Raw genomic sequence first — 25,440 nt, 5'->3', positions numbered from 1 at the left:
TTACTTAACACCCTGAGTTGTTCGTGCCTCGCTATGCGTTGCTGTTTCCCGTCTCAGTGGGGTCGCATTATAGGGAGATCCGAAAACAGATCAACCCTTTTTTGAAGAAAACTTGAAATAATGTGTTGTTCGCTGAGTATTTGAGCTAAACGCTCAAAAACACAACTAAACCACCTGTATTGAGAGGTTTATAGAGCTATTTAAAGTCAAAGTTATGGTAACTAGTGATCAGTAGAGACATATTTGGATCATCAATGCTGAAAAAGCCAACCAATAAGTTAAGAGTCGTGTTACTAAAATCATTTGAAATAGTCAAAAGCTGAGATTTAAATTCATTGGGCTATATTTTTATTTGAGAAGTGAGTTTACTAAGGCCCCAATGGTTAGCTTTACTATGAGGTTCTTAGTACCGGTATATAGATAAGAGAACGACCCCATATATCTTCTGATCAGCTCTAATCAATAAAAACTTCGTTAGGGATTGCTTAATGGCAGTTAAATTCGAAGTGCTATTATTAATAACTGTAAATCACTATATAAAGTGAAAATGATATTTAACTAAAACCAGATAGGCTATTTTGGATCAATGGTAAGTAAAGGGTAACTAGGCAGAGCTATTAAAATAACTGTAAAAACAACCTATCGATTCAGAATCTATGAGTCAATGCACATAATAGAAGGTAATTACTGGTTCATATAGTTTGACAAATTTTAGGCAAGAAAAAGCCGAGCATAAGCTCGGCTTTTAGGTTTCTTTAAGACTTACTCTGCAGACTGTGCGTCTTCTTGAACTGCTTCGCTAGTCGCTGGGCGACCAACTAGTTCAATATAAGCCATTGGTGCATTATCACCAGTACGGAAGCCACACTTAAGAATACGAGTGTAACCACCTGGACGATCCGCGTTACGTGGACCGATTTCACTGAATAATTTACCAACAACTTCATTATCACGCGTGCGAGCAAACGCTAAACGGCGATTTGCTACACTGTCAGTCTTAGCCAGTGTGATTAAAGGTTCAATTACACGACGTAACTCTTTCGCTTTTGGCAAAGTAGTTTTGATGATTTCATGTTTCACCAAAGAACCTGCCATATTGCTAAACATCGCTTTACGATGGCTACTGTTACGGTTTAATTGACGACCACTCTTACGATGGCGCATGACCCTATCCTTCTAACTAAACTAATATAGTGATTTAGATTATTCAGCTAAGCTTGCAGGTGGCCAATTTTCTAGGCGCATGCCTAGAGAAAGTCCACGTGAAGCTAGCACGTCTTTAATTTCAGTTAGAGACTTCTTACCTAAATTAGGCGTTTTAAGAAGCTCAACTTCAGTGCGCTGAACTAAATCACCGATATATTGAATTTGCTCGGCTTTCAAACAATTTGCTGAGCGTACTGTTAATTCAAGATCATCAACTGGACGAAGTAGAATAGGATCGAATTCTGGCTTCTCTTCTTTCTCTTCTGGCTCAGTTACATCACGTAAATCTACGAATGCATCTAATTGCTCAGCTAAGATAGTAGACGCACGGCGGATCGCTTCTTCTGGATCTAAAGTGCCGTTTGTTTCCATATCAATGATTAACTTGTCTAAATCTGTACGTTGCTCAACTCGAGCTGATTCAACCGAGTACGCAATACGTTCAACTGGGCTAAATGATGCATCAAGCAACAATCTACCAATTGGACGCTCATCGTCATCAGAGGATAAACGACTAGATGCCGGCACATAACCACGACCACGTTCAACACGAATACGCATGCTGATCTCGCTGTTATTTGTAGTTAAATTACAAATAACGTGATCTGGATTAGCAATTGTTACATCGCCATCGTGCTGAATATCAGCCGCAGTAACAGGGCCTACACCAGATTTAGTCAGGGTCAGAAAAACTTCATCTTTGCCTTCTAACGTTACTGCTAAACCTTTAAGGTTTAATAGTATTTCAATGATGTCTTCTTGAACGCCTTCTTTCGCGCTGTACTCATGTAATACACCGTCGATTTCAACTTCAGTTACTGCACATCCAGGCATAGATGAAAGTAATATACGGCGTAAAGCATTACCCAGAGTATGGCCAAAGCCACGCTCTAATGGTTCTAAAACTATTTTAGAACGCGTTGGGTTGATAGCGTCGATGTCGACTAACCTTGGTTTTAGAAATTCTGTAACAGAACCCTGCATTTTATCCTCTCTTAACTCTTAACTTTACTTAGAGTAAAGTTCGACGATTAGTTGTTCATTAATGTCCGCAGACAGGTCTGAACGCTCAGGTAGACGCTTAAAGCTGCCTTCCAATTTCTTACCGTCAACTTCAACCCAAGTCGGCTTTTCACGTTGCTCAGCCAACTCTAGAGCAGCGATGATACGTGCTTGCGTCTTAGACTTCTCACGGATTACAACAGTATCTTCTGGAGTAATTACGTATGAAGGAATGTTCACAACACGACCATTAACTAAAATCGCTTTATGGCTTACTAACTGACGTGCTTCTGCACGTGTGCTAGCAAAACCCATGCGATATACAACATTGTCTAAACGTTGCTCTAAAAGCTGTAACAAGTTTTCACCTGTGTTGCCTTTAAGGCGAGCAGCTTCTTTGTAGTAGTTACGGAATTGCTTTTCTAATACACCGTAGATACGACGTACTTTTTGCTTTTCACGTAATTGTAAACCGTAATCAGATAAGCGACCTTTACGAGCGCCGTGCTGACCAGGTGCAGTCTCAAGTTTACACTTAGAGTCGATAGCTCTTACGCCGCTCTTAAGGAACAGGTCAGTACCTTCACGACGACTCAGCTTGAGCTTAGGGCCCAAATATCTTGCCATGTTATTTCTCCTAACCTATTGTTAAACGCGACGTTTCTTCGGTGGACGACAACCATTATGTGGTATTGGCGTCACGTCAGTAATGTTGGTAATACGGTAACCAGCAGCATTCAAAGCACGTACAGCAGATTCACGACCTGGACCTGGACCTTTAATGAAAACTTCTAGATTTTTTAAACCGTATTCTTGAGCAGCAGTACCTGCACGCTCTGCAGCAACCTGAGCAGCAAATGGTGTAGATTTACGTGAACCACGGAAACCTGAACCACCGGCAGTAGCCCATGATAGTGCATTACCTTGACGGTCGGTAATCGTTACAATAGTGTTGTTGAAAGACGCATGAACATGAGCCATACCATCAGCAACTTGTTTTTTAACCTTTTTACGACGAATTGGTGTCTTAGCCATAATACTATCCCCTTATCGCTTAATAGGCTTACGAGGACCCTTACGGGTGCGCGCGTTAGTCTTAGTTCTTTGACCACGTAGTGGTAAAGAGCGACGGTGACGTAGGCCACGATAACAACCAAGGTCCATTAGGCGCTTGATATTTAAAGTAACTTCACGACGAAGATCACCTTCAACAGTGTACTTGCCAACTGCATCACGCAGTACGTCAAGAATTTCGTCTGAAAGTTCACCGATTTTTGTGGTTTCGGCGATACCAGTCGCTTCTAAGATAGCCTTAGAGCGAGTCTTACCTATGCCATAAATAGCTGTTAAACCAATAACTGCATGTTTATGATCAGGGACGTTAATGCCAGCAATACGGGCCACTAACACATCTCCTATATTCGAATTTGGTAATCAAAAGTTTGAAAAGCCCGTAAGGATACTCAAACGAAGACCAAATCACTACTAAAAACACAGGCCGAGAAAACTCAGCCTGCACGACTGTTTACTTAGCCTTGCCTTTGCTTATGCTTAGGCTCACTGCAAATTACGCGTACTACACCAGCACGTTTAATAACTTTACAGTTACGGCATATTTTCTTAACGGAAGCACGTACTTTCATTGCTCAACTCCGTAAACTGACCTTATCGACCGTAGCCTTTAAGGTTCGCTTTTTTCAGCACAGAATCATACTGATGAGACATCAGGTGAGTCTGTACTTGTGCCATAAAGTCCATGATTACTACAACGATAATCAAAACTGATGTACCGCCGAAGTAGAATGGCGTTTGCCACGCCATCGTCATGAATTCAGGCACCAGACAGATAAAGGTTATATACAAAGCACCTGCCAATGTCAGGCGTGTCATCACTTTATCAATGTATTTAGATGTCTGCTCACCTGGACGAATACCTGGGATAAATGCGCCAGATTTCTTAAGGTTATCTGCTGTTTCACGCGGGTTAAAAACCAACGCTGTGTAGAAAAAGCAGAAGAAGATAATGGCCGCAGCTAAAACAAGCGAGTACAACGGTTGACCTGGAGTCAACGTAGTAGCAACAGCTTGTAATACATCAGCGACTGGACCTTCACCTTGGCCGAACCAGCTAGCAATTGTACCAGGGAACAGAATTATACTGCTAGCGAAGATTGGTGGAATAACACCCGCCATATTTACTTTTAGTGGTAAATGCGTGCTTTGGGCAGCAAATACTTGACGACCTTGTTGGCGTTTAGCGTAGTTAACAACAATACGACGTTGTCCACGTTCGAAAAACACTACAAGATAAGTAACAGCGAATACGATTACCGCAACCATCAACAGTACAAAAACATTCAAATCACCTTGGCGCGCCATTTCGACTGTCGAACCAATAGCAGACGGCAAGTTAGCTACAATACCAACAAATATTAGAACAGAGATACCGTTACCGATACCGCGCTCTGTTATTTGTTCACCCAACCACATAAGGAACATAGTACCAGTAACTAAACTCACCACAGCGGTGAAATAGAAACCCATACCAGGGTTAACAACTAACCCCTCCATCATGCCCGGTAAGCTAGTAGCAATACCGATTGATTGAATAGTAGCTAGCACAAGCGTGCCATAGCGTGTGTACTGGCTAATTTTTTTACGCCCTTGCTCACCTTCTTTCTTAAGCTCTATAAACGGAGGATACATATGCGTTAATAGTTGCGTAATAATCGAAGCCGAGATATACGGCATAATACCCAGTGCTAACACTGAAGCTCGCTCAAGTGCACCACCACTGAACATGTTGAACATTTCAACAATGGTGCCCTTTTGTTGCTCGAAGAAATCGGCAAGTACAGCGGCGTCAATCCCAGGGATCGGCACAAATGAACCTAGACGGTAAATTATGATAGCACCCAATACGAAGAGTAATCGGCGCTTCAATTCCGAAAGTCCACCTTGTGCACTTTTTGTATCTTGACCTGGTTTAGCCATTAGTACTTCCTTAGTCTTCTACCTTGCCTCCGGCAGCTTCAATAGCTTCGCGAGCACCTTTAGAGGCTTTAAGGCCTTTAACGGTAACAGCGCGTGAAACTTCGCCAGATTTAACAACTTTAACGAAAAGAACGTTCTTTTTAACTAGACCAGCTGCTTGTAACGCGCTTAGGTCTACCACATCGCCTTCAACTTTAGCGATTTCAAAAAGGTTTATTTCTGCAGATACTAAAGATTTGCGAGAAGTAAAACCAAATTTAGGTAGACGACGTTGCATAGGCATTTGACCGCCTTCAAAACCAACGCGTACTTTGCCGCCAGAACGTGATTTTTGACCTTTGTGACCACGACCACCAGTCTTACCTAGACCAGAACCGATACCACGACCAACACGTTTTGGAGCAGTTTTTGAACCTGCAGCAGGTGAAAGTGTATTCAAATGCATCGAATTAACCCTCTACCTTAACCATGTAAGAAACCTTGTTTATCATACCACGTACACATGCTGTGTCTTCTAACTCAACAGTGTGGTTGATACGACGTAAACCAAGACCGCGTAATGTAGCTTTATGTTTCGGTAAACGACCGATAGAGCTTTTTACTTGTGTTACTTTTACAGTTTGATTTGCCATGGTTACCCCAGTATTTCGTCTACGCGAAGGCCACGTTTTGCAGCGATTGACTGTGGAGAATTCATATTCTCAAGAGCCGAAATCGTTGCACGTACTACGTTGATTGGGTTAGTAGAACCGTAACATTTAGAAAGTACGTTCTGAACACCAGTCACTTCTAGTACTGCACGCATAGCACCACCTGCGATGATACCAGTACCTTCAGAGGCTGGTTTCATGAACACTAGTGAGCCAGCATGACGTCCCTTAACAGGATGCTGTAATGTATTGCCATTTAGGTCTACATTGATCATGTTGCGACGTGCTTTTTCCATTGCTTTTTGAATAGCAGCTGGAACTTCACGTGCTTTACCATAACCAAAACCTACTTTACCTGCGCCGTCACCAACTACAGTTAGTGCAGTAAAGCTAAAGATACGACCACCTTTAACTACTTTAGACACACGGTTCACCGCGATTAGCTTTTCAGCTAGATCAGGCTGTTGTTGCTTTGCTTCTACGTTAGCCATAGTCTACTCCTAGAATTGCAAACCGGCTTCACGCGCAGCATCAGCTAGCGCCTTCACACGGCCGTGATATTTAAAGCCACTGCGATCAAAAGCAATCTTTTCGATGCCTTTGTCAGCCGCACGTTCAGCAACCGCTTTGCCAACTGCTTGCGCAGCTTCAACGTTACCGGTGCCTTTAACTGTTTCGCTAATAGCCTTTTCAACAGTAGAAGCAGCAGCCAGTACATTACCCTCAGCATTTACAACTTGAGCGTATATGTGACGTGGCGTGCGGTGGATAACAAGACGCGTTGTGCCTTGTTCAATATAATTTCTACGAGTGCGTTTAGCACGACGTAGACGAGCTGTTTTTTTATCCATCGTCTTACCTTACTTCTTCTTAGCCTCTTTACGGCGTACATTCTCATCTGAATAACGAACACCCTTACCTTTATAAGGCTCAGGTTTACGGTATGCACGAATGTTAGCAGCTGTTTGACCAACTAACTGCTTGTCTACGCCCTTAACTAGAACTTCTGTTTGGCTTGGAGTTTCAATCGTAATTCCTTCAGGAACTGCGAAATTAACTGGGTGTGAGAAGCCAAGAGTTAAATCTAATGTTTTACCCTTCGCTGCAGCACGGTAACCCACGCCTACTAACTGAAGTTTCTTCTCGTAACCTTCATGCGTACCAACAACCATGTTGTTGATTAGAGCGCGAGCAGTACCTGCTTGAGCCCATGCATTAGCTACGCCATCACGAGGTAAAGTAGTAATAACGTTGTCATTTACTTGTACTTCAACAGCGTTGTTGATTGTACGAGTAAGTTCACCGTTTTTGCCTTTAACTGTGATTTCCTGGCCTTTTAATGTAACTTCTACACCGGCAGGAACAGTAATTGGTGCCTTTGCTATGCGAGACATAGTTCCCCTCCGATTAAGCTACAAAACCAATGATTTCACCACCAACACCAGCACTACGTGCTGCGCGGTCTGTCATTAGGCCTTTAGAAGTTGATACGATAGCGATACCAAGACCACCCATTACCTTAGGTAATTGGTCACGTTTCTTATAGATACGTAAACCAGGGCGACTTACACGCTGGATATTTTCAATTACAGCTTTGCCTTCGAAGTACTTCAACTCGATAGAAAGCTCAGGTTTAGTTTCGCCGTTAACAGCGAAATCTACGATATAACCTTCGTCTTTTAGTACTTTAGCTAATGCTACTTTCAGCTTTGAAGTTGGCATCGTTACAGATACTTTCTTCGCTGATTGACCGTTACGAATTCGTGTGAACAAATCCGCGATAGGATCTTGCAAGCTCATAGTCTTACTCCCATGATTCTATTACCAGCTAGCCTTTTTAAGGCCAGGAATTTCACCGCGCATAGCTGCTTCGCGAACTTTAATACGGCTCATGCCGAATTTGCGAAGGAAACCATGTGGGCGGCCCGTAATGTTACAACGATTACGTTGACGTGCAGGGCTAGAATCACGTGGTAAAGCTTGTAGCTTAAGTACCGCGTCCCAACGATCATCTTCAGATGTGTTAACATCACTGATGATAGCTTTTAGTGCAGCGCGCTTTTCAGCGTACTGAGCAACTAGTTTTGTGCGCTTTGCTTCGCGCGCTTTCATAGAATTCTTTGCCATAACCCTACCCTTATTTCTTAAATGGGAAGTTAAACGCTTCTAACAACGCACGGCCTTCCTCATCAGATTTCGCAGAAGTAGTGATAGTAATATCCATACCGCGTACACGGTCTACTTTATCGTAATCGATTTCTGGGAAGATGATTTGTTCACGTACGCCCATGCTGTAGTTGCCACGTCCATCAAAAGACTTTGCACTTACGCCACGGAAGTCACGAATACGTGGGATAGCGATTGATACCAAACGCTCAAAAAAGTCCCACATACGCTCGCCGCGTAGGGTTACTTTACAACCAATCGGGTAGCCTTCACGCACTTTAAAGCCAGCAACAGATTTGCGTGCTTTAGTGATTAAAGGTTTCTGACCAGAGATTGCTGCTAGATCCGCTACTGCGTTATCTAAAATCTTCTTGTCAGCTAGGGCTTCGCCCACGCCCATATTCAATGTGATCTTTTCGATCTGAGGGACTTGCATGACAGAGCTGAAACCAAACTTCTCTTGAAGTTCAGCAACTACTTTGTCTTTATATACTTCATGCAGTTTCGCCATCATTCTACTCCAACTATTAGATAGTTTTACCAGTAGATTTAAAGATACGTAATTTCTTACCATCTTCAATCTTGAAACCTACACGATCAGCTTTACTCGTTTCCGAGTTGAAGATCGCAACGTTTGATGCATCCATAGATGCTTCTTTCTCAACAATGCCGCCAGCTTGGTTCAATTGTGGAACCGGCTTTTGGTGTTTCTTGATCAAGTTTATGCCTTCGACAAAGATTCGACCAGATTCAGTAACAACTGAAAGCACTTTTCCGCGCTTACCTTTGTCTTTACCTGCTAGTACGATTACTTCGTCATCACGACGTATTTTTGCTGCCATGATTGGCTCCTTACAGTACTTCTGGGGCTAGTGAAACGATTTTCATGAACTTATCATTACGAAGTTCGCGAGTCACAGGGCCGAAAATACGTGTACCAATTGGCTGTAAGTTATCATTTAAGATAACAGCAGCGTTGCTGTCAAAACGGATCAGAGAACCATCTGGACGGCGAACACCTTTTCTGGTACGCACAACTACCGCGTTTTTAACATCACCTTTCTTCACTTTACCGCGAGGAATAGCTTCTTTTACAGAAACTTTAATGATGTCGCCAATCGCTGCGTAGCGACGGTGAGAACCACCAAGGACTTTTATACACTGCACTTTGCGAGCGCCGCTGTTATCAGCAACTTCCAGCTGAGTTTGCATTTGGATCATGTTAATGACCTCCGGTGTAGTAATTACAACGTGTCTTAAATTTGTTTAAAATCAAGACATTTCGATTAAATCCCACTCAAAAACAAACGAGTTGTCTCTTAAGGGCGGGCAATTGTACCAGCATTGAGGGGGTAGCGATAGGTTATTTTTTAATTAATTTGGAGTGATGGGAAATTAAAGCTGAGTAATTACGGCTATGTAGCTATTTTACAGGTGGTTACAAAACAAACAAGGCACCTGTAATGTGCCTTGTTTGTTTAAAGTGTAATAAATTAACCAAATAAACCTTTTAATTTATCTTTAATTTTATCTTTTGCTTTGTCTTTGGCTTTTTCTTTTGCCTCATCGACCTTCTGCTTAGCTTCATCTTTGAGCGCATCACCAACATCTAGCTTTATACCTACATCGTGGAAAGGCCCTTTTATACGTAGTGGTATTTTAAAGCCAGTGCTGTCATCGGTAGTTCCCTGACCTTCGATAGATCCAACTATACCTGTAACCAAACGATAGTTGACCGTTGTTTGCGGTAAATCAACGTCGCCTTCACCTGATATTCTAATAAGTGGGCTGATAAGTGATAGGTCGGTATTTTTGCCAACGCCATTAGTAAAGTTAAAACTTCCAGTTAATGCTGAAAAATCTGTTTGCTCAGATTCTTCAAATCCGGTATCAAGCCCTTCAGATGCAGCACCAAAGTTACCTGAAATGAGTTCCTTACCTTTACGAACCATCTCAGCTATATTTGCACCTTTTACAGCTCCATCAGCAAACTCAAATCCAAGCTTTCCATTAAGCGCACCAATAAACGACTTTTGACTTTGGCCAGTTGTGTTTAGGTTCCAATTTAAAGACCCCTTACCCATTAGCTTGTCAAAACCTGCCGCATCCGTTAATAAAGGCTGTGCATCTATTCCAGCTAAGTCAAAGTTAGTTGATATTTTATAAGGTACTTGCTGTGCGTTTACATTGATAACGCCTTTACCTGACCCTTCATAAGCAGAAAAGCTATCTAGGCTTAGTTTTGCAACGCTATTTTTTAAAGCAACAGTAAATTGATTTGCGCCTAATTTAATATCATTGGCTTTTAATCCACTTGAACGAATCACTACATTTGCATCTAGTGAATTTAATGCACTTAAATCAATTTTAGTGTCATCCCATACTATTGGCTCTGCAGGTTTATCTTCTTGCTCTTCTGGCTCTTCTTGTTTGGCCACTGCTTCAGGTAGATACGGGTTTAAGTCAAGCATACCTAAATCAATATCAGCATTTACTGCTAAACGCTTACCTAGGTTAAGCTCGCTCTTACCTTTTATTTCTAATGCGTCTAACGTCGCAACTAAATCTTCTAGATTAAATTTCTCACCTAGTAGGTGCATTTTACCGTTTACACTAAATCCGTTAAATGCATTGTCTTTAGCGTCTAGCTCTACACCTTGCCATTTCGCAATACTTTTAACAGACTCACCGCTTAGTACTAACTGACCTTTAATATCTTGGCCTTGCTTAGCTATGCTCCCTTCGAACGTTAAATCAACTAAACGAGAATCTAAGGTTTGTTTAACATTAAAAGTAGCACCTTCAATTGCTTTAGCAGGAGTATCTAATTTTATATCAAGATCAAAACGCTCTTGCATATAAGTAATACCCCCTTTTACTTCTAATGTTTTACGAAGTGAAGGAAGTAAAATAGCGAGTTCTAAATCGCTAATTTGTTGTTTGGCACCTGTTTGACCATCTAGATAAGTAAATGTGCCGCCATAAATAGCAACCTCACCTAACTCAATATCAAAGTTATCTGGAAGCTTTATCGCTTCACCTGATTGGCTCTGCTCTTTTGGTTGCTCTGCAACTGCATCAAACAACTGCCAATTGGCTTTACCATTTTTGTCGGTTTCTAATAGAATATTTGGTTCGTTTATAACAAACTTATCTAATTTAAACTCACCACCAAATAATGAAAACCAAGGTATGTGTACAGCAAGCTGTTTCATACTCGCCATATCGGCGCGCGAACCTGATTCCATATTTGCAAAATGCACGTCGTTAAGTTCTAACTTTAATGCAGGGAATACGCTAAGTGTTTTATCACCTTTAATAGTAAGAGTGCGCCCAGTTGTTTGTTCTACCTGTTCTGAAACTTTGTTAAAAATAGTATCAGTAGGGATTAGAAACGGTGCGGCAACAATTAGTGCTATACATAGTAAAAGTATTACACCTACAATTTTAAGTAAGGTTTTCATGATCGTCCTTTAAAACGTGCAAATAATGTTCTTATCATAGCGAGTGTTAGCCTTAAAATCATTGTCGTTCTGATAAAAAAGCTTTTTATTAGATATTACATTCCCATCCTGAATCGCCCCTGAAACACTTTGATACCTTTAGGTTACAAATAAATATTGACCCAATGAAACCTTAAGGTTACATTGATACCTACAGGTTACATATTGTAAAAATTTTAAAAAGAAATGAGCTATGTCTAATTACGATATTAAAAGTGAAGAAAAATTTATGGGCCAAAATGCATGGTTTTCATTATTCATGGGGGTCACTTTATTAATCATTAGTGTTTACCCAATGCTTAATCAAACATCAGCCCCACTATTGTTTTTGGAACTGCTGCTTTTTTAGGTTCATTCTTTATGTTTGTGATCAGAGGCGGGTTTACATGGAGAATGAAATACCACCTTACATATAAAGATGAGTATTTAAATACCATCGACACTATTGCCTATAAACATGTCGTGCTTGGCTTACTTTTTAGTATGGGTGGCGTGTACTTACTCTCCGATACTCTTGCTTTAGAAGTATCTCACAGCATGATGGCTACATTTTACCTTGCTGTAATGAGTTTAATATACGGCGTATCAATTCTTTGGCAAAGCAAAGATTAGGAGCAAAAGTGCAAAATAAAATTGCAAAATACCGCAAAGAAGCAGGCCTTTCTCAACAAGACTTGGCTGATCTAATTGCGGTTTCACGTAAGACTATTAGTACAGTAGAAACGGCACGATTTACCCCTTCGGTAATAATTGCTCTAAAAATAGCAAAGCATTTTAATACCTCAGTTGAAAGTCTCTTTGTACTAGATAAAAATGATTGATACATGTTAAAGCGTTGGTCTCATTCTATTAGCAAAAACACCGATTTAGCTATTTCAATTGCAACGTATGGAGGACAGCGCTGTTGTTATTAGCGTAATTGCGCTAAAATAGACCAGCAAAAAAATATATATCTAAACCGGAGATTCTACAAGGCATGAAAAAACTGCTAATTTCACCGTCAAAAATGACGCTAGGCGAACAAGAAAATCAAATCTATCAGAACATTCTGAAGCAATCTTCAGAATTAAGCCTTAACCTTATGGCCGTGAAAGTAGAAAACCACCCTGATGATTTTTTACCTTGGTGTTACGAATTGCTAAGTGCAAGCAGAGATCGTATGAACTACGACTTACTAGAGCCGCAGCAATTACCAGTACTTAAGAAGCTACACGATCAGCTTATTTCAGCTATCAGCTTTTTACAGGTTAAAACTTTACGTATTGCTCCGTGGCCTGTAGTAAGTGTATTTGTAGAACAACACAAAGACGTTATTGCTCTTGATGAACAGCTTCGCTTAGTAGACTACATTAAGAGCATTCGTGAACAATCTCTTAAAGATATGATTCCTGAAGATTTACTTGCGTTTAGCGGTAAGCACATGGCATCACTTGATCCAAGCACATATAACTTTGACGTTGAATGGTTTGCATCAACAAAAAGTGCGAAGAGCTTTCATCAAATGCTTAGCGATTTACCAGGTGCCTTTGACGATGCACTAGTAAATATTCCACTTGAAGGTGACATTACTCAATACGAATATCAACAATTTGTTGCTGCTTATTCAAAAATATTCACCGACAATAATGAAAAACCAACACTTGCGCCTGCAACACGACTACTTGCAATGCGTCGCCCTGATATATTTACTCCGATCACAAACAATCGATTAGATGCATTATGCGGTGCCCTTGGTGTTTCTAAACTAAAAAATAGTGATTTTGAGCGTTACTGGCAAGATATTGTAAAAGGTATTCAAGCTATGTCATGGTACAAAATGGCTAAACCTAGTAATGAGTTAGAAGAACAATTAGTTGCTATTAAAGCACTAATCCCATGTTTCTTTCACTATGCTGATGCTAAAACACCAGATAACTCTAACTACATCAAACTGTTAAGTAAGCCTAAACGAACTACAACTACGACAGGTAAAACTCAGCGTAGAGGTAAAGAGTCTGCAGAAATTTTAGTAGACCGCGCACTTGCTGCTGACGATATTCCTGAGCACATTCGCAGTAAGCGCGATTCAATTGTGAGTGAAGTTCAAAAAGGTCGTAGTGTAAACGAAACAATTAGCCTTATGCGCACTATATTTGGCTAAAAACTTCTAATTTAGCCGTACTTTTATGGTGCGGCTAGGTTAATTTATGCACCAGCAGTGTGCGCAACATCTTCCTACATACCATCTCTCATCTCAATCTATAAAATACAAGCCCATGTTTTTAATGTATAAAAATAATTTTTAATAAAAAATAATGAAGCTGGCACATACAGTGCAATTATCCCGTTAGTTAAACAATAAAAAGCCGTCAGCCTAAAGGTTCCGAATACATAATAAAAACCTTGGCGAGCAAAAATCATATAACGGGAAATGGACATGCTAAAACTAAAAAAAACCATCGCCATAAGTGCTATAGCATTAATGGGCGCAACATCTTTAACATCAACAGCCGTACATGCTGAAGTAACAGCAAACGCAGCGGCAACATCAAACTACTTATGGCGTGGTCAAGAGCAAACTGGGGGCGATGCAGCTATTTCAGGCGGTATTGATTACGCCAATGAATCGGGCTTTTATGCAGGTACTTGGGCTTCAAATGCATCGTGGGCAGATGAAATGACCTATGAGCTTGATTTATATGCAGGCTTTGGTGGCGACATTAACGAAAGCGTTAGCTACGATGTTGGCTATATTTATTACGCTTACCCAGATGCCGCTTCTGAAGCTGACGCAGATTTCTCTGAAATTTACGGTAGCATCAGTGTTGAAGGCTTTACATTTGGTGCTTCAGTACTTGCAACATCAGCTGCAAGTGGTGATGGTACAGACTTTGGTGATTCACTTTACCTGACAGCTGACTACGGTTTTGCTGTTGGCAGTAACGGCACTGAAATGGCACTTCACTTAGGCCACTACTCAGGTGACTTTATTGGCGATGATAATATCTTAGATTACGGTGTATCAATTTCGAAAGATGGGTTCACTTTTGGTTTATCTGATACAGATATGGATGACTCAGATATTAAAGCTTACGTTGCTTATTCTGTAGACTTTAATTTATAAGAAAGAATGTGTTACTTGCTGCGACACGAAGGGCCTTTTGGCCCTTTTCTTGTTTTTGAACAAGACCCCTTACATCTGTTAACAAACCGTTACAATTGAATGAAAACAATACATACATTTTCCTTTATTCTATTACCTAGTCACTGGGCATTTATAACTGCCTAGCCATAAAATAGGTATAAAGGAATAATAATGAAATCACCTAACGCGTTTAGCGCCCTACTCGATATTTATATAAGTCCTAGTAAAGCTTTCAATGGTGTTGAACACGCCAAAGGTTGGTCATGGCTTGCTTTTATAGTCATGTCTTTAGTTTCAATGGCGAGTATTTATATTTTTTATTCCACTGTTGATATGCAGTTTTTGATTAATGAGCAAGTAGCAGCATCAACTATTGATGCGACGATTGGCGAGCAAAAAATGATTCGCCAAAGTATAGAGCAAAATGCAGAAGGCCAAATATGGTTTGGTTTGTTTGGCGGCGTAATTGCGCTGGCTATCATGAATGCATTAATGGCACTTTATTATATGCTTGTGGCTAAACAAGATCCTGAATCAGAACATAGCTACGGAGCTTGGTATGGATTCGCTACCTGGACAATGATGCCAGTTGTTATTTCAAGCCTAGGAACAATTGCTCTTGTACTAAGTGCAAGTACAGATCAAATATCTCAACAAGCCGTATATAGCTACGCATCTATTAACCAATTAATAATAGGACTTGAAATTGGCCATCCTTTTTATAGCTTATTAGAATCAATAAACTTATTTAGCTTTTGGAGCATTGCGCTGGGAATGATCGGCTTAAAATGCTGGACTAATTTTTCAACTAACAAAGCACTCCTATTCTCTGCTCTTCCTTCAATTATTATTTTTGGTATTTGGGCAATCATTGCAGCAAGTTAACTCTTAAGTGGAGGTAGATACTAGCTCCACATTACTTAATTCACGGATAGATAAAATGAAAAAAGCAATAATCATCACACTCGCTGTAGGCGCATTTATAGCCCTAATTGTGTCAAAGCAAATTTCTGGCGATGAAAAACAAGCCGAAGTAAATATTGCTCAAGTAGAGCTTGGCGACATTGCTGACTCAATAATGGCTTCAGGTAATTTAGTTTTTAATACACAAGTGCAATTACGCTCTGAAGTGACAGGCCGAGTAGATAAAATATTTGTTCAAGAAGGCCAAGGAGTTAAACAAGGCGATATGTTAATGCGCCTTGATACAACTGCTTTTGAATCAGAAGTTTCCCGTAGTAAAGCAATCCTTCGCGCCACAGAAATTGAAATTAAACACAATAAAACACGCCTTGCTAACCTAGAGCGCCAACTTAAAAGACAAAAAGACTTATATGATGTCGGTTTAGGTAATCAAGAGAGCTACGAGAATATTGAAAGCGCACGCGATCTAGCTAAAATCGATATTGAATCACGAATAGAGTCGTACAACCAAGCACAAGCGTCACTACAAATTGCGCAAGATCGCTTAAGTAAAAGTGTTTTTAGAGCTCCAATGAGCGGCTTGCTTGCATCTGTAAATATTAAAGAAGGTGAAACCGTTATAGCCGGTACTACTAATATTATTGGCTCTGATTTAATGCTAGTAGCCGACCCAAGTGCTATTTTAGCCGAGCTACGTGTGGATGAAACCGACATTGCGAGTATTAAGCTTAACCAAAAAGCGAATATTTATGCGGCTGCATACCCTAATAAACCATTTAGTGGCACAGTAATCAATATTGGTACTTCAGCTAAAAACCAAGCCGGCTCTCAAGGTTTATCGTTTAAAGTAAAAGTATTACTCGACACTACTGAGCGCCAGCTATATGCAGGAATGAGTTGTAGAGCAGAGATCGCAACAAGCATTGCCGAAAACGGTTTAAAACTTCCAATAGAAGCAATCCAAAAAGAAGACGATAAAACATTTGTATGGCGACTAAATAGTGATAACACCGTTAGCAAAATTGCCGTAACTGTTGGAATATCATCTGATATAGAGCAAGCCATTACTGACGGCTTAAATGAGGGCGACAAAATAGTTATTGGCCCTGCGCGCCCAGTAAGTCTTCTGACTGAAGGTGATGTGGTAAAACTTAAATCAGATGCAGACAAGGAAGAAGCCTAATGTTTGCGGTAATCAAGCTAGAGCATATTAATAAACAATACAAAATGGGCTCAGAGGTATTTAAGGCACTTGATGATGTAAACGTACATATAATGCAAAACGAATACGTGGCGATTATAGGACCTTCTGGTTCAGGCAAGTCGACCTTGATGAACTTATTAGGCTGTTTAGATACACCCAGCAGTGGCGAATACTACTTAAAAGATAAACTAGTAAAAAGTATGACCGAGACAGAGCTTGCTCATCAGCGTAATGAAAGTGTCGGGTTTATATTTCAAAGCTTTAACTTAATACCACGTGCAACCGCACTAGAAAATGTAATGCAGCCTTTAGTATATCGCTTTATCCCTAGCAAACAGCGCAAGCAACAAGCTCTAGAAGCACTAAAGCGGGTAGGTCTCGGTGATAAAGTTAATCATTTATCTAGCCAGCTATCGGGCGGGCAACGTCAACGAGTTGCTATTGCCCGCGCTTTAGTCACAAAACCACATATATTATTAGGAGATGAACCCACAGGTAATCTTGATAGTAAAACGACCCGCGAAATTATGGATTTGTTTGATGAGCTGCATAACGAAGGTCACACTATTATTTTAGTAACACATGAGCAAGAAATTGCCGATCATTGCCAACGCGTGATTCGTTTAGTGGACGGTAAAGTGGTAAGTGATGTAACTAAAGATGAAGGAATCAAGCAGCATGTTTAAATCAGCTCTTGCGATAATGGAAGGCACTAAGGCCGCTTTTTCAGCTATTAAAGCTAATGCAATGCGCAGCGCACTGACCTGTTTGGGTATTATTATTGGTGTTGCCGCCGTAGTTACTGTCGTTGCAGTAATGCAGGGTTTTACAAAGCAAATAAACGATCAACTTGCTGATATGTCGCCAGATGTAACAACAATAAAGCCTTACACCAGTATTGAACTCGAAATGGTTGGTAAAAATGCCAAGCTTACCTACGACGATTTTTTAGCTTTAAAGTCGCGTATAAAAGAAGCTGAAACGCTAACTGCCCTAATGTTTACCTGGCGCTTTTCGGGGGGAGCTGAGTATGGAAATAAAAGCCATTCATCGCGTGTTATCGGTACCGAGCAAGACTATCAAAAAGCGTATCGTACTTATCCTGAACTTGGTCGTTTTATTCGTGCTGAGGACGATGATAAACGAAGAAGGGTCGCATTTATCGGCCCTTCAATCATAGAAAAGCTAAACCTTCCTGAAAACCCAGTAGGTGAATATATAAAGCTAGGTGGTGAATGGTTTAGAATTATTGGCGTTGCTGAAAAACAAGGTAGCTTATTTGGTTTTGACCAAGACGATTACATTAATATTCCAATTAGTACCATGAGTGCTTTAGAAGGCGGAAGTACACAAACTAATGTGCAAATTATGTTTAGGTTAAATGAAGGTACTAACGAAGAACAAGTGCTTGCAAAAATAACTCGTGTATTGCGCCAACTGCATAAACTAAAAGAGAAAGATGAAAACGACTTTGAATTTGAAACCGCTGAAAAATCTCGTGCCCAAATAGATAAATTTACCAGCAGTGCTACAGCTATTACTGCTGGTATTGTTGGCATTAGCTTACTTGTTGGCGGTATTGGTGTTATGAACATAATGCTAGTGTCGGTAACTGAACGCACACGTGTTATTGGTACATTAAAAGCACTAGGCGCAACACCTGGTTTTATTATGTTGCAGTTTTTAGTTGAAGCCGTTGTGCTTTCACTTTTTGGTGGTTTAATAGGACTCATTATAGGATATGGCGCCGCAGGGCTTATTTCGTTTTTAGTCCCAAGTATGCCTGATGCATATATACCAGTATGGGCTGTAATACTATCGTTCGGATTTACATCAATGATTGGGATTATATTTGGTTTAGCCCCTGCTATTAAAGCAGCAAGACTAAACCCTATAGATGCACTGCGTTACGAATAACTATTTTAAATAATTATTTAGCTTTAAATGGTACCTTATTACATTGTACTTCTACTGTTTTAGGGTACCAAGCTGGGCCAATTTGATTCACAACCACCTCAGCTAAACCATTAGTAAACGATTTATACGTATGAACGCTTTGCCACTCCCCTTGTGGGCAATGTTTTGTTAAATCTAACGGCTCTGATCCCTCGTACAACGCAAGTGCAAAATTATGATGCCACTGTGAGCTTTTTAGCGTTTTATTGCTTACTTTGCTCTGCATACCGTTATCAAAGTAAATATTTGTACACCCCGTTAAAATAATCAGTGTGCAACCGGCTGCAAATAGCTTGATGCTCATAATGTCTCCCCTAGTACTTGCTCTTGGCACCACACTTTAATGGTATGGGGCGAGTATATTCCAAGCGTAATTAAACTCAGCGCTCCATCACTAAACGTTTGTTGTGACTGCATTTGAATAACCGGTGTATTTGAACATATTTGTTTTACGTCTACCCGCTGCTCACCCACTAATCCCCATAAATAAATTGGGCGGCTATCTTCGTAATTAGCTTGGCTCGTTATTTTTGCTGTTGCCTGTGGCTGAATGGTTACCGCAGAACAAGCACTGAGGCTTAATGCTATCGCCCCTATAATTAATGGTTTCATACTCTTCCTTATAAACTAAATACCAGTAAGGTAACTTTATAAGAGAACATAAAATATTAGCGTAAAAAGCTGTGGGGAATATGTAGAAACGCTATGAAGTTTTATACAGTTTATTACACATAAAGGCCGCATAAATGCGGCCTTTAAAGTAGTCAGTTTAAGTGTTTAGTAAATAAATAGACTTTAAAACTTAGCTAAGTTGTTTTTACTGTCTTTATCGACCAGCTTAATGTAAGGATCAACCCCTGCAAATAATGGTTTTTCTTTTACTTTTAGCTCAATAGTATTGGTACCAGATACTATTTGATGCTTTTGCGAGTAAATAACAAAGTCTTCAGCGAGTAAGTTTTCAGGGTCGTCGCTAAATAATGCAATATCAATTAGCTCATCGAGCGGCTGCTCAGTTTCTTCACCTTGTCCATCGGCATGCTGCTTAGTTGCTTCAACGCTCAGTGTTACTGTATAAAAACCTTCGCCATCAACATCATCAGTAACCGACACTTCTTTCATTTCAAGCTCATAAAGCGTTATATATTTAAACTGATCATCAATAAAACGTTGTTCAGCTTGTGTTGCATCTCGCTTTAAATAACTAAGTAAATCAATTGTGGTTGGATATGGCGTTGATTGATATTTAAACTCATTCAAAAACGCTTTAAGTGCTGCATTTAAGCGTACTTCACCTAAACGATCATAAATCGCCATCATCGCAACTGAGCCTTTATTGTAATGAAGGTATTGTTGAGCCTGCGTTTTATATAGTGGCATTTCTTCAAAGGCTTCGCCAGTACGGCCCATTAAGTATTTATCTAACTCGTACTTTAAGAATTTACGAAGTTTCTCGGCGCCAAAGCGTTTTTTTAGCACCATAAGCGCACTGTACTGGGAAAGTGTTTCAGAAATAACAGCACTGCCCTCTACATTAGCCCCCGATACTTGATGCCCCCACCATTGGTGCGCAACTTCATGTGCGGTTACATAGTAAGGTAGGTCAACTTTACTCTCATCTCTTAGGTCTGTAATAAAGCCCATACTTTCTGAGTAAGGTACCGTATTGGCAAAACTTTGCGCAAACGAGCGATACTTAGGAAATTCAATAATACGAAGCTGTCTATGCTGATACGGGCCAAAGGCTTGTGTGTAGTAATCTATTGAGTCTTGAACTGACTCAATCATGCGGTCAACATTCCATGCATGATCTTTGTGGTAGTACACCTCAATATTTACACCGTTATGCTCAACCTTTTTACTTTCAAGCTCTGCCGAAAGCACAGAGTAAAAGTTTATAATTGGAGCATCCATTTCATAAACAAAAGTACGGCGCCCGTCTTTTACACTCTCACTTTTTAAGTAACCTGGTGTAATAGCAAATTGTGACTCATCGGTGCTTACCGTTGCCTTATAGTTTATAAAGCCATTAGCAGGCCCAAACTCATTTTGCGTATAATAGCGGCTGTCTTCTAGTTTATGTGCGCGTTCAAGTTCAGGTAAATCGTGCTTGCGGCGCTCATACTTATCGGCAATTTGAAAATACTTTTGATAACCAAAATTTGGCAATAATTCTCCATTATTTACAAATGTACCGTTGTGCACGAGTTGAGTATCAGATCTCCTATCAACAAAACCGTCGTGTTCACGAGAAACTGAGAGCTCGCCTTCTCGTACTTCATTGGGCATTAGCGGTTGTTCAAACTCAAACCATACCATGCCAAAATCGGTTAAACGCTCTACTATTTTTCCGCCCGCCATTTTTACATCCCAGCTTTTAGATTGGCTAGGCTCGTTGATTAACACACGGGTTATTGGCTCGTTTGCGGTATTGGTAAACTTAATTTTAGCCACGGCATTTAAAGCACGCTTTTTAGGATAAATATCAATGTGTAAGTCAACATCAGTTATTATAGGCAGTGGCAAGTCTTTGTATTGTGAAAACCCTTGCTCATACCTTACTTGTAGCGCTTCGTTATCATCACTTGTTACAAACTCGTTGATTACACGGGTGTTGTAATAAATGTTATAACCCGCGCCCACAAATACCAATAAACTTATAACGGCTGCAATCTGGCCTTTTAAAGACATGTTGTAACGCACTAAAGATAAACGAGTACGCAATGATTGCGACGGGCCGCGATGCCATAAAGCAAACCCTACAATAGCTAAAAACACACTCAATGCCCCCCAATATAGGGTATACCAATGCGCGCCTTGTAAAAAATGTCCATAACCATTTATATCAGAATACGGTACGCTACTGCTTTGAGAAAAATGATACATATGATGCTCAAACCCGTAAGCACCCATTACCATTTGAGCAATGTAATACAGAATAAATAAACCCATACCTATGTATTTATTAGGGCTAATTATTTGTAAAAAGAACGCCAATATAGCCATCATAATTAAAGGCAGTAATGTAAGGTAACCCAACCTAAATAAGTACTGACCAAGCTCTAGGTTAAATTGCCCCTTAAATAGCTGCACTGCAATGGTAAACATCATGCCTACTAAATAAAGGCCACAAACTGCAGTGATTAACGCAATAATTTTAGATACCCAAAACACACTGTTATGCACTGGGAAACTGTCAACAATATCACCCATACCACTTTGGCGTTCTCGCCAAACCAGCTCTGCGCTGTAATAAGCAATAATGATAAACATAAACAAAGCGGAGGAGTTTTGAATAATGCCCACCATGTTTTGTGTGAGCGGCCAATCCGTTGTGCCATATGCGCCAATAGGTGCAAAAAGTGGTGCGAGTAACATAGTAATACTGACACCCGCTAAAATCATAAAAGGGGCACTTAATATAACTTGCTTAAGTTCAAATAAGCTGCGCATTACTAATTGCGATTTCGTATTTACCCCTTTTGACTTGTAATTTTTAGCGCTGCTAATAAGTGCTGCTTGTTTGTTTTTTACAAACGTTGAGACAGCAAATTGCTTTTTCTGTTTTTTAGTGACTACGCGATTACCTAACTTTCCGAGGCCAAAAAACATCGCTAAACTTATTGCTACCCATAAAATACGGTTAATTAAAAAATCGCCCGAAAGCGTTAACACTTCAGTATTTTTATCACTTACAGTCCAGTAACGGGTTAAGTCAATTAACGACCCTGTGCCAAATGGGTCTGCGTAAACAACAATATTTCTAAACGCTAAATCGTCAAAATAGATACTCGCCAATTGGTAGGTTATATAAACCACCACGGCCGTTACATATACCGCCATCATGGTTTTAAAATAGACCGCCACACTATTAAAAATAGCACTGAGGACCAATAAGCTTGGCACTGCTAAATATAAAAAAGGCGCTGCGTAATATATAAACTTATTGGGGCCTACTAGCTCGCTATCGAGCCAGCCAACCAACAAGCCAAATTGAGATCCCAAAAATACGCCTAGTGGCACGCTTAAAAACACAATAAGTACAACTAAGTAAGAACCAAAAAAACGCCCTGATTGATAAGCAAGCGGGTTAACGGGCTTACTAAACACCAGCTCATCCATTTTGGTCTCGCTGTTGCGAATCGCTGAGCTTGCAACAAAGTTAACCACTAAAAACATAGCAAGCGTACAAAAGGTAACCGTTAAAACCATAATGGTATAAGGCGAGTTCATATGAACATTAGCCCCACCTAACGGAAACTTACTACTGGAGCTTATAAAAAACGCCATAAAAAAGAATATTAATGAGGTCACATAAAACGAAGGCTGACGCATAAAATAGCGCAGCTCAAACGCTAGCATATTAAAAAACATAGCGCCCCCTTATGCTACTTGGCTGTTACGATGATTAAGCAACGTAGAAAAATACACATCTTCTAGGTTTGCACTGCTGAGCTCAAAACCTTCAGGGGCTTCATTGGCTAATACATGTAATATGGTTTGCCCAGCAAATAAGCGTTTTGAAATAACAGGCAGCTGCGGTTCAAGCTCTAGCGCTTCTTCTTGGCTCATGGCTTTGCGCCAAATTTGGCCTTGGAGTTTATCGGTAAGGGCAATTGGATTGCCCTCTAATAGTATTTTACCGCCTGCCAGCACCGCCATGTTTGGGCAAAGCTCTGCTACATCTTCAACAATGTGGGTCGATAATATAACGACTTTTTGCTCGCCTAAGCTTACTAACAAGTTATGAAAGCGATTTCGCTCTTCAGGATCTAGCCCTGCGGTAGGTTCATCAACGATAAGTAAGTCGGGGTCGCCTAGTAAGGCTTGTGCAATACCAAAACGCTGGCGCATACCGCCCGAAAAGCCACTTACCGCTTTTGAGCGATGTTGATATAAATTAGTATGTGCAAGTAATCCTTCAACCGACTCTTTACGCTCTGCTTTATTATGAATTCCCTTTAAAACAGCCATATGGTCCAGTAAGTCGTAAGCACTAACACGCGGGTACACACCAAAATCTTGCGGTAGATAACCCAAACGTTGGCGCAGAGCCTGTGGGTCTTTAAAAACATCAATACCATCAAAAGTGATTGAACCCGAATCAGCCGACTGCAGTGTTGCAATGGTACGCATTAGCGATGATTTACCTGCGCCATTTGGCCCAAGTAATCCAAACATCCCTTTGCCGATAGATAAATCAACACCTTGTAGTGCATGTACGCCATTATCGTAGGTTTTAGATAACCCTGTTATTGATAGCATTTTTACTTCCTTGAATATGAGTAATTATTTTTATAATGTTTTATACCACAAGGAAAATAGGAACATAAGTTACTTTCTGGTTAAATTTGTAACAACAAATAAACATAATTTAAACTCATAACACTTGCCTGCACTGTATTCACTAGGTATAAAAACCACATATACTTTTTATAAGAAACGAAAAGCCATGCAAGATCACCAAAGCCAGCCGTTAAATGACTTTATAGAATATCCACATGAAGAAATGCTAAATCGTGCTAACGAGTTTTTACAAACCAGCCAACGCCGCCATAGCATTCGCAGCTTTAGCGATCGCCCAGTACCAAAAAATATTATTGAAGCATGTATAAAAGCAGCTGGCACAGCACCAAGTGGAGCGAATCATCAGCCTTGGCATTTTGTGGCTATAAACAGTAGCGATGTAAAAAAACAAATAAGAGAAGCCGCAGAAAAATTAGAGCGTTCTTTTTACGAAGGCAGAGCAGGTGAAGAATGGTTAGATGCGCTAAAACCGTTAGGTACCGACGCCAATAAACCTTATTTAGAGCATGCACCTTGGCTTATAGCTGTATTTAGTCAAAAAAAGGGCGGCGTAAGCAGCGATGATAAAAATACGAATTATTATGTGCATGAGTCTGTTGGCTTAGCTACCGGCTTTTTAATTCAAGCTTTGCACCGCAGTGGTTTGGCAACCCTTACTCATACTCCAAAGCCAATGAGTTTTTTAACCGACATATGTAATCGCGATAAAGATAACGAACGCCCATACATGCTACTTATTACAGGCTACCCAAGTGATGATGCAACAATACCTGCTCATGCACTGGATAAAAAATCACTCGATGAAATAGCTACGTTTATTTAGTATTTTCTTGTCGGCAAAACCACTCATATAGCAAAGCAATGATCGACTCAACTTTTGGATCGGTCAATGAGTAATAAATAGTGTGCCCTTCTCTGCGAGTAGCAACCATATCTGCCTTGCGTAAACTTGCTAAATGCTGAGATAACGCTGACTGTGCTAAAGGTACATTTTTATTTAGCTCACCTACACTTTGCTCACCTTGTAATAAACTACATAAAATCATTAAGCGATTTTTGTTAGCCATTAATTTTAAAAACTGTTCGGCTTGCTCTGCGTTGACAGCTAGTTGTTCAATATTCATTTTTATTATTTCTCTTTTTGATACCTTTTTAAGTATAGACTTTTACATTAGTAGGTTCTAATATAATTAACATTAGACTTTACTAATATTAAGGTAATCACAAAATTAACGATGCCGTTTTATTAATCGGCGGAAGTGCTGTAGCAGTATCCGCACTATTAAGTTACTTTATATAAAGTAACTTTCAGTTTTTAACGTTATTTATAAGTATTAACTCAATTCACCTACTTATACCAAGTAGCACTCATTAATGTCTTTTTTAAGAAAAAGAGGATTTACA

General features: G+C 40.2%; 33 protein-coding genes. 10 read left to right on the top strand and 23 right to left on the bottom strand.

Annotated features, from left to right (window positions below; translation table 11 throughout):
• Positions 1-762: 762 nt before the first annotated feature.
• From rplQ to H5160_RS15375, 18 genes are all read right to left on the bottom strand, one after another.
• On the bottom strand, positions 763-1,164 hold the full coding sequence (gene rplQ, locus H5160_RS15460; RefSeq protein WP_002959450.1) for a 50S ribosomal protein L17: 402 nt from the start codon (positions 1,162-1,164) through the stop codon (positions 763-765).
• 39 nt (positions 1,165-1,203) lie between these two features.
• Positions 1,204-2,190: a DNA-directed RNA polymerase subunit alpha gene (locus H5160_RS15455; protein ID WP_002959452.1), complete on the bottom strand. Its 987-nt coding sequence runs from the start codon at positions 2,188-2,190 to the stop codon at positions 1,204-1,206.
• Between the two features lie 24 nt (positions 2,191-2,214).
• Positions 2,215-2,835: a 30S ribosomal protein S4 gene (gene rpsD, locus H5160_RS15450; protein WP_002959461.1), complete on the bottom strand. Its 621-nt coding sequence runs from the start codon at positions 2,833-2,835 to the stop codon at positions 2,215-2,217.
• A gap of 21 nt (positions 2,836-2,856) precedes the next feature.
• Positions 2,857-3,243, bottom strand: a complete 387-nt coding sequence (gene rpsK, locus H5160_RS15445) for a 30S ribosomal protein S11 (protein WP_002959471.1) — start codon at positions 3,241-3,243, stop codon at positions 2,857-2,859.
• Between the two features lie 12 nt (positions 3,244-3,255).
• Positions 3,256-3,612: a 30S ribosomal protein S13 gene (gene rpsM, locus H5160_RS15440; RefSeq protein ID WP_002959473.1), complete on the bottom strand. Its 357-nt coding sequence runs from the start codon at positions 3,610-3,612 to the stop codon at positions 3,256-3,258.
• 125 nt (positions 3,613-3,737) lie between these two features.
• Positions 3,738-3,851 (bottom strand): 50S ribosomal protein L36, encoded by a 114-nt coding sequence (gene rpmJ / locus H5160_RS15435; protein ID WP_002959476.1) that lies wholly within the window; start codon positions 3,849-3,851, stop codon positions 3,738-3,740.
• Between the two features lie 22 nt (positions 3,852-3,873).
• Positions 3,874-5,202, bottom strand: a complete 1,329-nt coding sequence (gene secY, locus H5160_RS15430; protein WP_002959478.1) for a preprotein translocase subunit SecY — start codon at positions 5,200-5,202, stop codon at positions 3,874-3,876.
• Positions 5,203-5,212: 10 nt separating this feature from the next.
• Complete coding sequence (rplO, locus tag H5160_RS15425) at positions 5,213-5,647, bottom strand: 50S ribosomal protein L15 (RefSeq protein WP_002959480.1); 435 nt, start codon at positions 5,645-5,647, stop codon at positions 5,213-5,215.
• A gap of 4 nt (positions 5,648-5,651) precedes the next feature.
• Entirely contained in the window at positions 5,652-5,834 is a 183-nt protein-coding gene (rpmD, locus tag H5160_RS15420) for a 50S ribosomal protein L30 (protein ID WP_002959482.1), read from the bottom strand.
• A 2-nt stretch (positions 5,835-5,836) separates the two neighbouring features.
• Complete coding sequence (gene rpsE, locus H5160_RS15415; RefSeq protein WP_002959485.1) at positions 5,837-6,343, bottom strand: 30S ribosomal protein S5; 507 nt, start codon at positions 6,341-6,343, stop codon at positions 5,837-5,839.
• 9 nt (positions 6,344-6,352) lie between these two features.
• Positions 6,353-6,703 carry a 50S ribosomal protein L18 gene (gene rplR, locus H5160_RS15410; RefSeq protein WP_002959486.1) on the bottom strand — a complete coding sequence of 117 codons (351 nt, stop codon included), beginning with the start codon at positions 6,701-6,703 and terminating at the stop codon, positions 6,353-6,355.
• A 9-nt stretch (positions 6,704-6,712) separates the two neighbouring features.
• Positions 6,713-7,246 carry a 50S ribosomal protein L6 gene (gene rplF, locus H5160_RS15405; RefSeq protein ID WP_002959488.1) on the bottom strand — a complete coding sequence of 178 codons (534 nt, stop codon included), beginning with the start codon at positions 7,244-7,246 and terminating at the stop codon, positions 6,713-6,715.
• A gap of 13 nt (positions 7,247-7,259) precedes the next feature.
• On the bottom strand, positions 7,260-7,652 hold the full coding sequence (gene rpsH / locus H5160_RS15400; RefSeq protein ID WP_002959491.1) for a 30S ribosomal protein S8: 393 nt from the start codon (positions 7,650-7,652) through the stop codon (positions 7,260-7,262).
• A 21-nt stretch (positions 7,653-7,673) separates the two neighbouring features.
• Positions 7,674-7,979, bottom strand: a complete 306-nt coding sequence (rpsN, locus tag H5160_RS15395) for a 30S ribosomal protein S14 (protein WP_006794245.1) — start codon at positions 7,977-7,979, stop codon at positions 7,674-7,676.
• A 10-nt stretch (positions 7,980-7,989) separates the two neighbouring features.
• On the bottom strand, positions 7,990-8,529 hold the full coding sequence (rplE, locus tag H5160_RS15390) for a 50S ribosomal protein L5 (RefSeq protein ID WP_010554915.1): 540 nt from the start codon (positions 8,527-8,529) through the stop codon (positions 7,990-7,992).
• 16 nt (positions 8,530-8,545) lie between these two features.
• Positions 8,546-8,860, bottom strand: coding sequence for a 50S ribosomal protein L24 (gene rplX, locus H5160_RS15385; RefSeq protein ID WP_002959496.1), 315 nt, complete (start codon positions 8,858-8,860; stop codon positions 8,546-8,548).
• A gap of 10 nt (positions 8,861-8,870) precedes the next feature.
• On the bottom strand, positions 8,871-9,239 hold the full coding sequence (rplN, locus tag H5160_RS15380) for a 50S ribosomal protein L14 (RefSeq protein WP_002959498.1): 369 nt from the start codon (positions 9,237-9,239) through the stop codon (positions 8,871-8,873).
• Positions 9,240-9,511: 272 nt separating this feature from the next.
• Positions 9,512-11,482 carry an AsmA family protein gene (locus tag H5160_RS15375; RefSeq protein WP_182737914.1) on the bottom strand — a complete coding sequence of 657 codons (1,971 nt, stop codon included), beginning with the start codon at positions 11,480-11,482 and terminating at the stop codon, positions 9,512-9,514.
• 232 nt (positions 11,483-11,714) lie between these two features.
• Between H5160_RS15375 and H5160_RS20485 the strand changes: the two genes are divergently transcribed.
• The 9 genes from H5160_RS20485 to H5160_RS15335 all read left to right on the top strand — a co-directional run bounded on the left by H5160_RS20485 (position 11,715) and on the right by H5160_RS15335 (position 18,690).
• The gene (locus H5160_RS20485; protein ID WP_259417177.1) at positions 11,715-11,870 is read left to right on the top strand and encodes a hypothetical protein; all 156 of its coding nucleotides are present in this window, start codon (positions 11,715-11,717) and stop codon (positions 11,868-11,870) included.
• A gap of 11 nt (positions 11,871-11,881) precedes the next feature.
• Positions 11,882-12,133: a hypothetical protein gene (locus H5160_RS20480; RefSeq protein WP_259417175.1), complete on the top strand. Its 252-nt coding sequence runs from the start codon at positions 11,882-11,884 to the stop codon at positions 12,131-12,133.
• 8 nt (positions 12,134-12,141) lie between these two features.
• On the top strand, positions 12,142-12,342 hold the full coding sequence (locus H5160_RS15365; RefSeq protein ID WP_002959505.1) for a helix-turn-helix transcriptional regulator: 201 nt from the start codon (positions 12,142-12,144) through the stop codon (positions 12,340-12,342).
• 155 nt (positions 12,343-12,497) lie between these two features.
• Positions 12,498-13,661, top strand: a complete 1,164-nt coding sequence (locus H5160_RS15360) for a hypothetical protein (protein ID WP_182716544.1) — start codon at positions 12,498-12,500, stop codon at positions 13,659-13,661.
• A gap of 276 nt (positions 13,662-13,937) precedes the next feature.
• Positions 13,938-14,624 carry a TorF family putative porin gene (locus tag H5160_RS15355; protein WP_024591363.1) on the top strand — a complete coding sequence of 229 codons (687 nt, stop codon included), beginning with the start codon at positions 13,938-13,940 and terminating at the stop codon, positions 14,622-14,624.
• Between the two features lie 192 nt (positions 14,625-14,816).
• Positions 14,817-15,530, top strand: a complete 714-nt coding sequence (locus H5160_RS15350) for a YIP1 family protein (protein ID WP_182720094.1) — start codon at positions 14,817-14,819, stop codon at positions 15,528-15,530.
• A gap of 55 nt (positions 15,531-15,585) precedes the next feature.
• Positions 15,586-16,752, top strand: a complete 1,167-nt coding sequence (locus H5160_RS15345; protein WP_182693252.1) for an efflux RND transporter periplasmic adaptor subunit — start codon at positions 15,586-15,588, stop codon at positions 16,750-16,752.
• A complete protein-coding gene (locus H5160_RS15340) occupies positions 16,752-17,459 on the top strand; it encodes an ABC transporter ATP-binding protein (protein ID WP_182737913.1) in 708 nt (235 codons plus the stop codon). Before H5160_RS15345 ends, H5160_RS15340 begins: the two co-directional genes overlap by 1 nt.
• The gene (locus H5160_RS15335; protein WP_039490486.1) at positions 17,452-18,690 is read left to right on the top strand and encodes an ABC transporter permease; all 1,239 of its coding nucleotides are present in this window, start codon (positions 17,452-17,454) and stop codon (positions 18,688-18,690) included. The genes H5160_RS15340 and H5160_RS15335 overlap by 8 nt, the downstream gene beginning before the upstream one ends.
• Before the next feature lie 13 nt (positions 18,691-18,703).
• Here the strand turns inward: H5160_RS15335 and H5160_RS15330 are convergent, their stop codons facing one another.
• The 4 genes from H5160_RS15330 to H5160_RS15315 form a co-directional block, all read right to left on the bottom strand.
• Entirely contained in the window at positions 18,704-19,033 is a 330-nt protein-coding gene (locus H5160_RS15330; RefSeq protein WP_039490488.1) for a Bor/Iss family lipoprotein, read from the bottom strand.
• Positions 19,030-19,341 carry a Bor family protein gene (locus H5160_RS15325; RefSeq protein ID WP_182737911.1) on the bottom strand — a complete coding sequence of 104 codons (312 nt, stop codon included), beginning with the start codon at positions 19,339-19,341 and terminating at the stop codon, positions 19,030-19,032. Before H5160_RS15325 ends, H5160_RS15330 begins: the two co-directional genes overlap by 4 nt.
• A 183-nt stretch (positions 19,342-19,524) precedes the next feature.
• Positions 19,525-23,103, bottom strand: coding sequence for a M1 family aminopeptidase (locus H5160_RS15320; RefSeq protein ID WP_182737910.1), 3,579 nt, complete (start codon positions 23,101-23,103; stop codon positions 19,525-19,527).
• 9 nt (positions 23,104-23,112) lie between these two features.
• Positions 23,113-23,994 carry an ABC transporter ATP-binding protein gene (locus H5160_RS15315; RefSeq protein WP_002959519.1) on the bottom strand — a complete coding sequence of 294 codons (882 nt, stop codon included), beginning with the start codon at positions 23,992-23,994 and terminating at the stop codon, positions 23,113-23,115.
• Between the two features lie 187 nt (positions 23,995-24,181).
• On the opposite strand from H5160_RS15315, the gene H5160_RS15310 reads away from it, so the two are divergent.
• Positions 24,182-24,859, top strand: coding sequence for a nitroreductase family protein (locus H5160_RS15310; RefSeq protein ID WP_024604482.1), 678 nt, complete (start codon positions 24,182-24,184; stop codon positions 24,857-24,859).
• On the opposite strand, the gene H5160_RS15305 is transcribed toward H5160_RS15310, so the two are convergent.
• Positions 24,852-25,160, bottom strand: a complete 309-nt coding sequence (locus tag H5160_RS15305; protein WP_010554926.1) for a helix-turn-helix transcriptional regulator — start codon at positions 25,158-25,160, stop codon at positions 24,852-24,854. The genes H5160_RS15310 and H5160_RS15305 overlap by 8 nt on opposite strands.
• Positions 25,161-25,440: the final 280 nt, after the last annotated feature.

The organism is Pseudoalteromonas sp. SG43-4 (assembly GCF_014164325.1).
Lineage (GTDB): Bacteria > Pseudomonadota > Gammaproteobacteria > Enterobacterales > Alteromonadaceae > Pseudoalteromonas > Pseudoalteromonas distincta.
This window is presented reverse-complemented; position numbering and strand designations above follow the sequence as displayed.

Coding starts and splice junctions, on each gene's coding strand:
- rplQ (WP_002959450.1), bottom strand. CDS start 1,164: ATGCGCCATCGTAAGAGTGGTCGTCAATTAAACCGTAACAGTAGCCAT.
- H5160_RS15455 (WP_002959452.1), bottom strand. CDS start 2,190: ATGCAGGGTTCTGTTACAGAATTTCTAAAACCAAGGTTAGTCGACATC.
- rpsD (WP_002959461.1), bottom strand. CDS start 2,835: ATGGCAAGATATTTGGGCCCTAAGCTCAAGCTGAGTCGTCGTGAAGGT.
- rpsK (WP_002959471.1), bottom strand. CDS start 3,243: ATGGCTAAGACACCAATTCGTCGTAAAAAGGTTAAAAAACAAGTTGCT.
- rpmJ (WP_002959476.1), bottom strand. CDS start 3,851: ATGAAAGTACGTGCTTCCGTTAAGAAAATATGCCGTAACTGTAAAGTT.
- secY (WP_002959478.1), bottom strand. CDS start 5,202: ATGGCTAAACCAGGTCAAGATACAAAAAGTGCACAAGGTGGACTTTCG.
- rplO (WP_002959480.1), bottom strand. CDS start 5,647: ATGCATTTGAATACACTTTCACCTGCTGCAGGTTCAAAAACTGCTCCA.
- rpmD (WP_002959482.1), bottom strand. CDS start 5,834: ATGGCAAATCAAACTGTAAAAGTAACACAAGTAAAAAGCTCTATCGGT.
- rpsE (WP_002959485.1), bottom strand. CDS start 6,343: ATGGCTAACGTAGAAGCAAAGCAACAACAGCCTGATCTAGCTGAAAAG.
- rplR (WP_002959486.1), bottom strand. CDS start 6,703: ATGGATAAAAAAACAGCTCGTCTACGTCGTGCTAAACGCACTCGTAGA.
- rplF (WP_002959488.1), bottom strand. CDS start 7,246: ATGTCTCGCATAGCAAAGGCACCAATTACTGTTCCTGCCGGTGTAGAA.
- rpsH (WP_002959491.1), bottom strand. CDS start 7,652: ATGAGCTTGCAAGATCCTATCGCGGATTTGTTCACACGAATTCGTAAC.
- rpsN (WP_006794245.1), bottom strand. CDS start 7,979: ATGGCAAAGAATTCTATGAAAGCGCGCGAAGCAAAGCGCACAAAACTA.
- rplE (WP_010554915.1), bottom strand. CDS start 8,529: ATGGCGAAACTGCATGAAGTATATAAAGACAAAGTAGTTGCTGAACTT.
- rplX (WP_002959496.1), bottom strand. CDS start 8,860: ATGGCAGCAAAAATACGTCGTGATGACGAAGTAATCGTACTAGCAGGT.
- rplN (WP_002959498.1), bottom strand. CDS start 9,239: ATGATCCAAATGCAAACTCAGCTGGAAGTTGCTGATAACAGCGGCGCT.
- H5160_RS15375 (WP_182737914.1), bottom strand. CDS start 11,482: ATGAAAACCTTACTTAAAATTGTAGGTGTAATACTTTTACTATGTATA.
- H5160_RS20485 (WP_259417177.1), top strand. CDS start 11,715: ATGTCTAATTACGATATTAAAAGTGAAGAAAAATTTATGGGCCAAAAT.
- H5160_RS20480 (WP_259417175.1), top strand. CDS start 11,882: ATGTTTGTGATCAGAGGCGGGTTTACATGGAGAATGAAATACCACCTT.
- H5160_RS15360 (WP_182716544.1), top strand. CDS start 12,498: ATGAAAAAACTGCTAATTTCACCGTCAAAAATGACGCTAGGCGAACAA.
- H5160_RS15355 (WP_024591363.1), top strand. CDS start 13,938: ATGCTAAAACTAAAAAAAACCATCGCCATAAGTGCTATAGCATTAATG.
- H5160_RS15350 (WP_182720094.1), top strand. CDS start 14,817: ATGAAATCACCTAACGCGTTTAGCGCCCTACTCGATATTTATATAAGT.
- H5160_RS15345 (WP_182693252.1), top strand. CDS start 15,586: ATGAAAAAAGCAATAATCATCACACTCGCTGTAGGCGCATTTATAGCC.
- H5160_RS15340 (WP_182737913.1), top strand. CDS start 16,752: ATGTTTGCGGTAATCAAGCTAGAGCATATTAATAAACAATACAAAATG.
- H5160_RS15335 (WP_039490486.1), top strand. CDS start 17,452: ATGTTTAAATCAGCTCTTGCGATAATGGAAGGCACTAAGGCCGCTTTT.
- H5160_RS15330 (WP_039490488.1), bottom strand. CDS start 19,033: ATGAGCATCAAGCTATTTGCAGCCGGTTGCACACTGATTATTTTAACG.
- H5160_RS15325 (WP_182737911.1), bottom strand. CDS start 19,341: ATGAAACCATTAATTATAGGGGCGATAGCATTAAGCCTCAGTGCTTGT.
- H5160_RS15320 (WP_182737910.1), bottom strand. CDS start 23,103: ATGTTTTTTAATATGCTAGCGTTTGAGCTGCGCTATTTTATGCGTCAG.
- H5160_RS15315 (WP_002959519.1), bottom strand. CDS start 23,994: ATGCTATCAATAACAGGGTTATCTAAAACCTACGATAATGGCGTACAT.
- H5160_RS15310 (WP_024604482.1), top strand. CDS start 24,182: ATGCAAGATCACCAAAGCCAGCCGTTAAATGACTTTATAGAATATCCA.
- H5160_RS15305 (WP_010554926.1), bottom strand. CDS start 25,160: ATGAATATTGAACAACTAGCTGTCAACGCAGAGCAAGCCGAACAGTTT.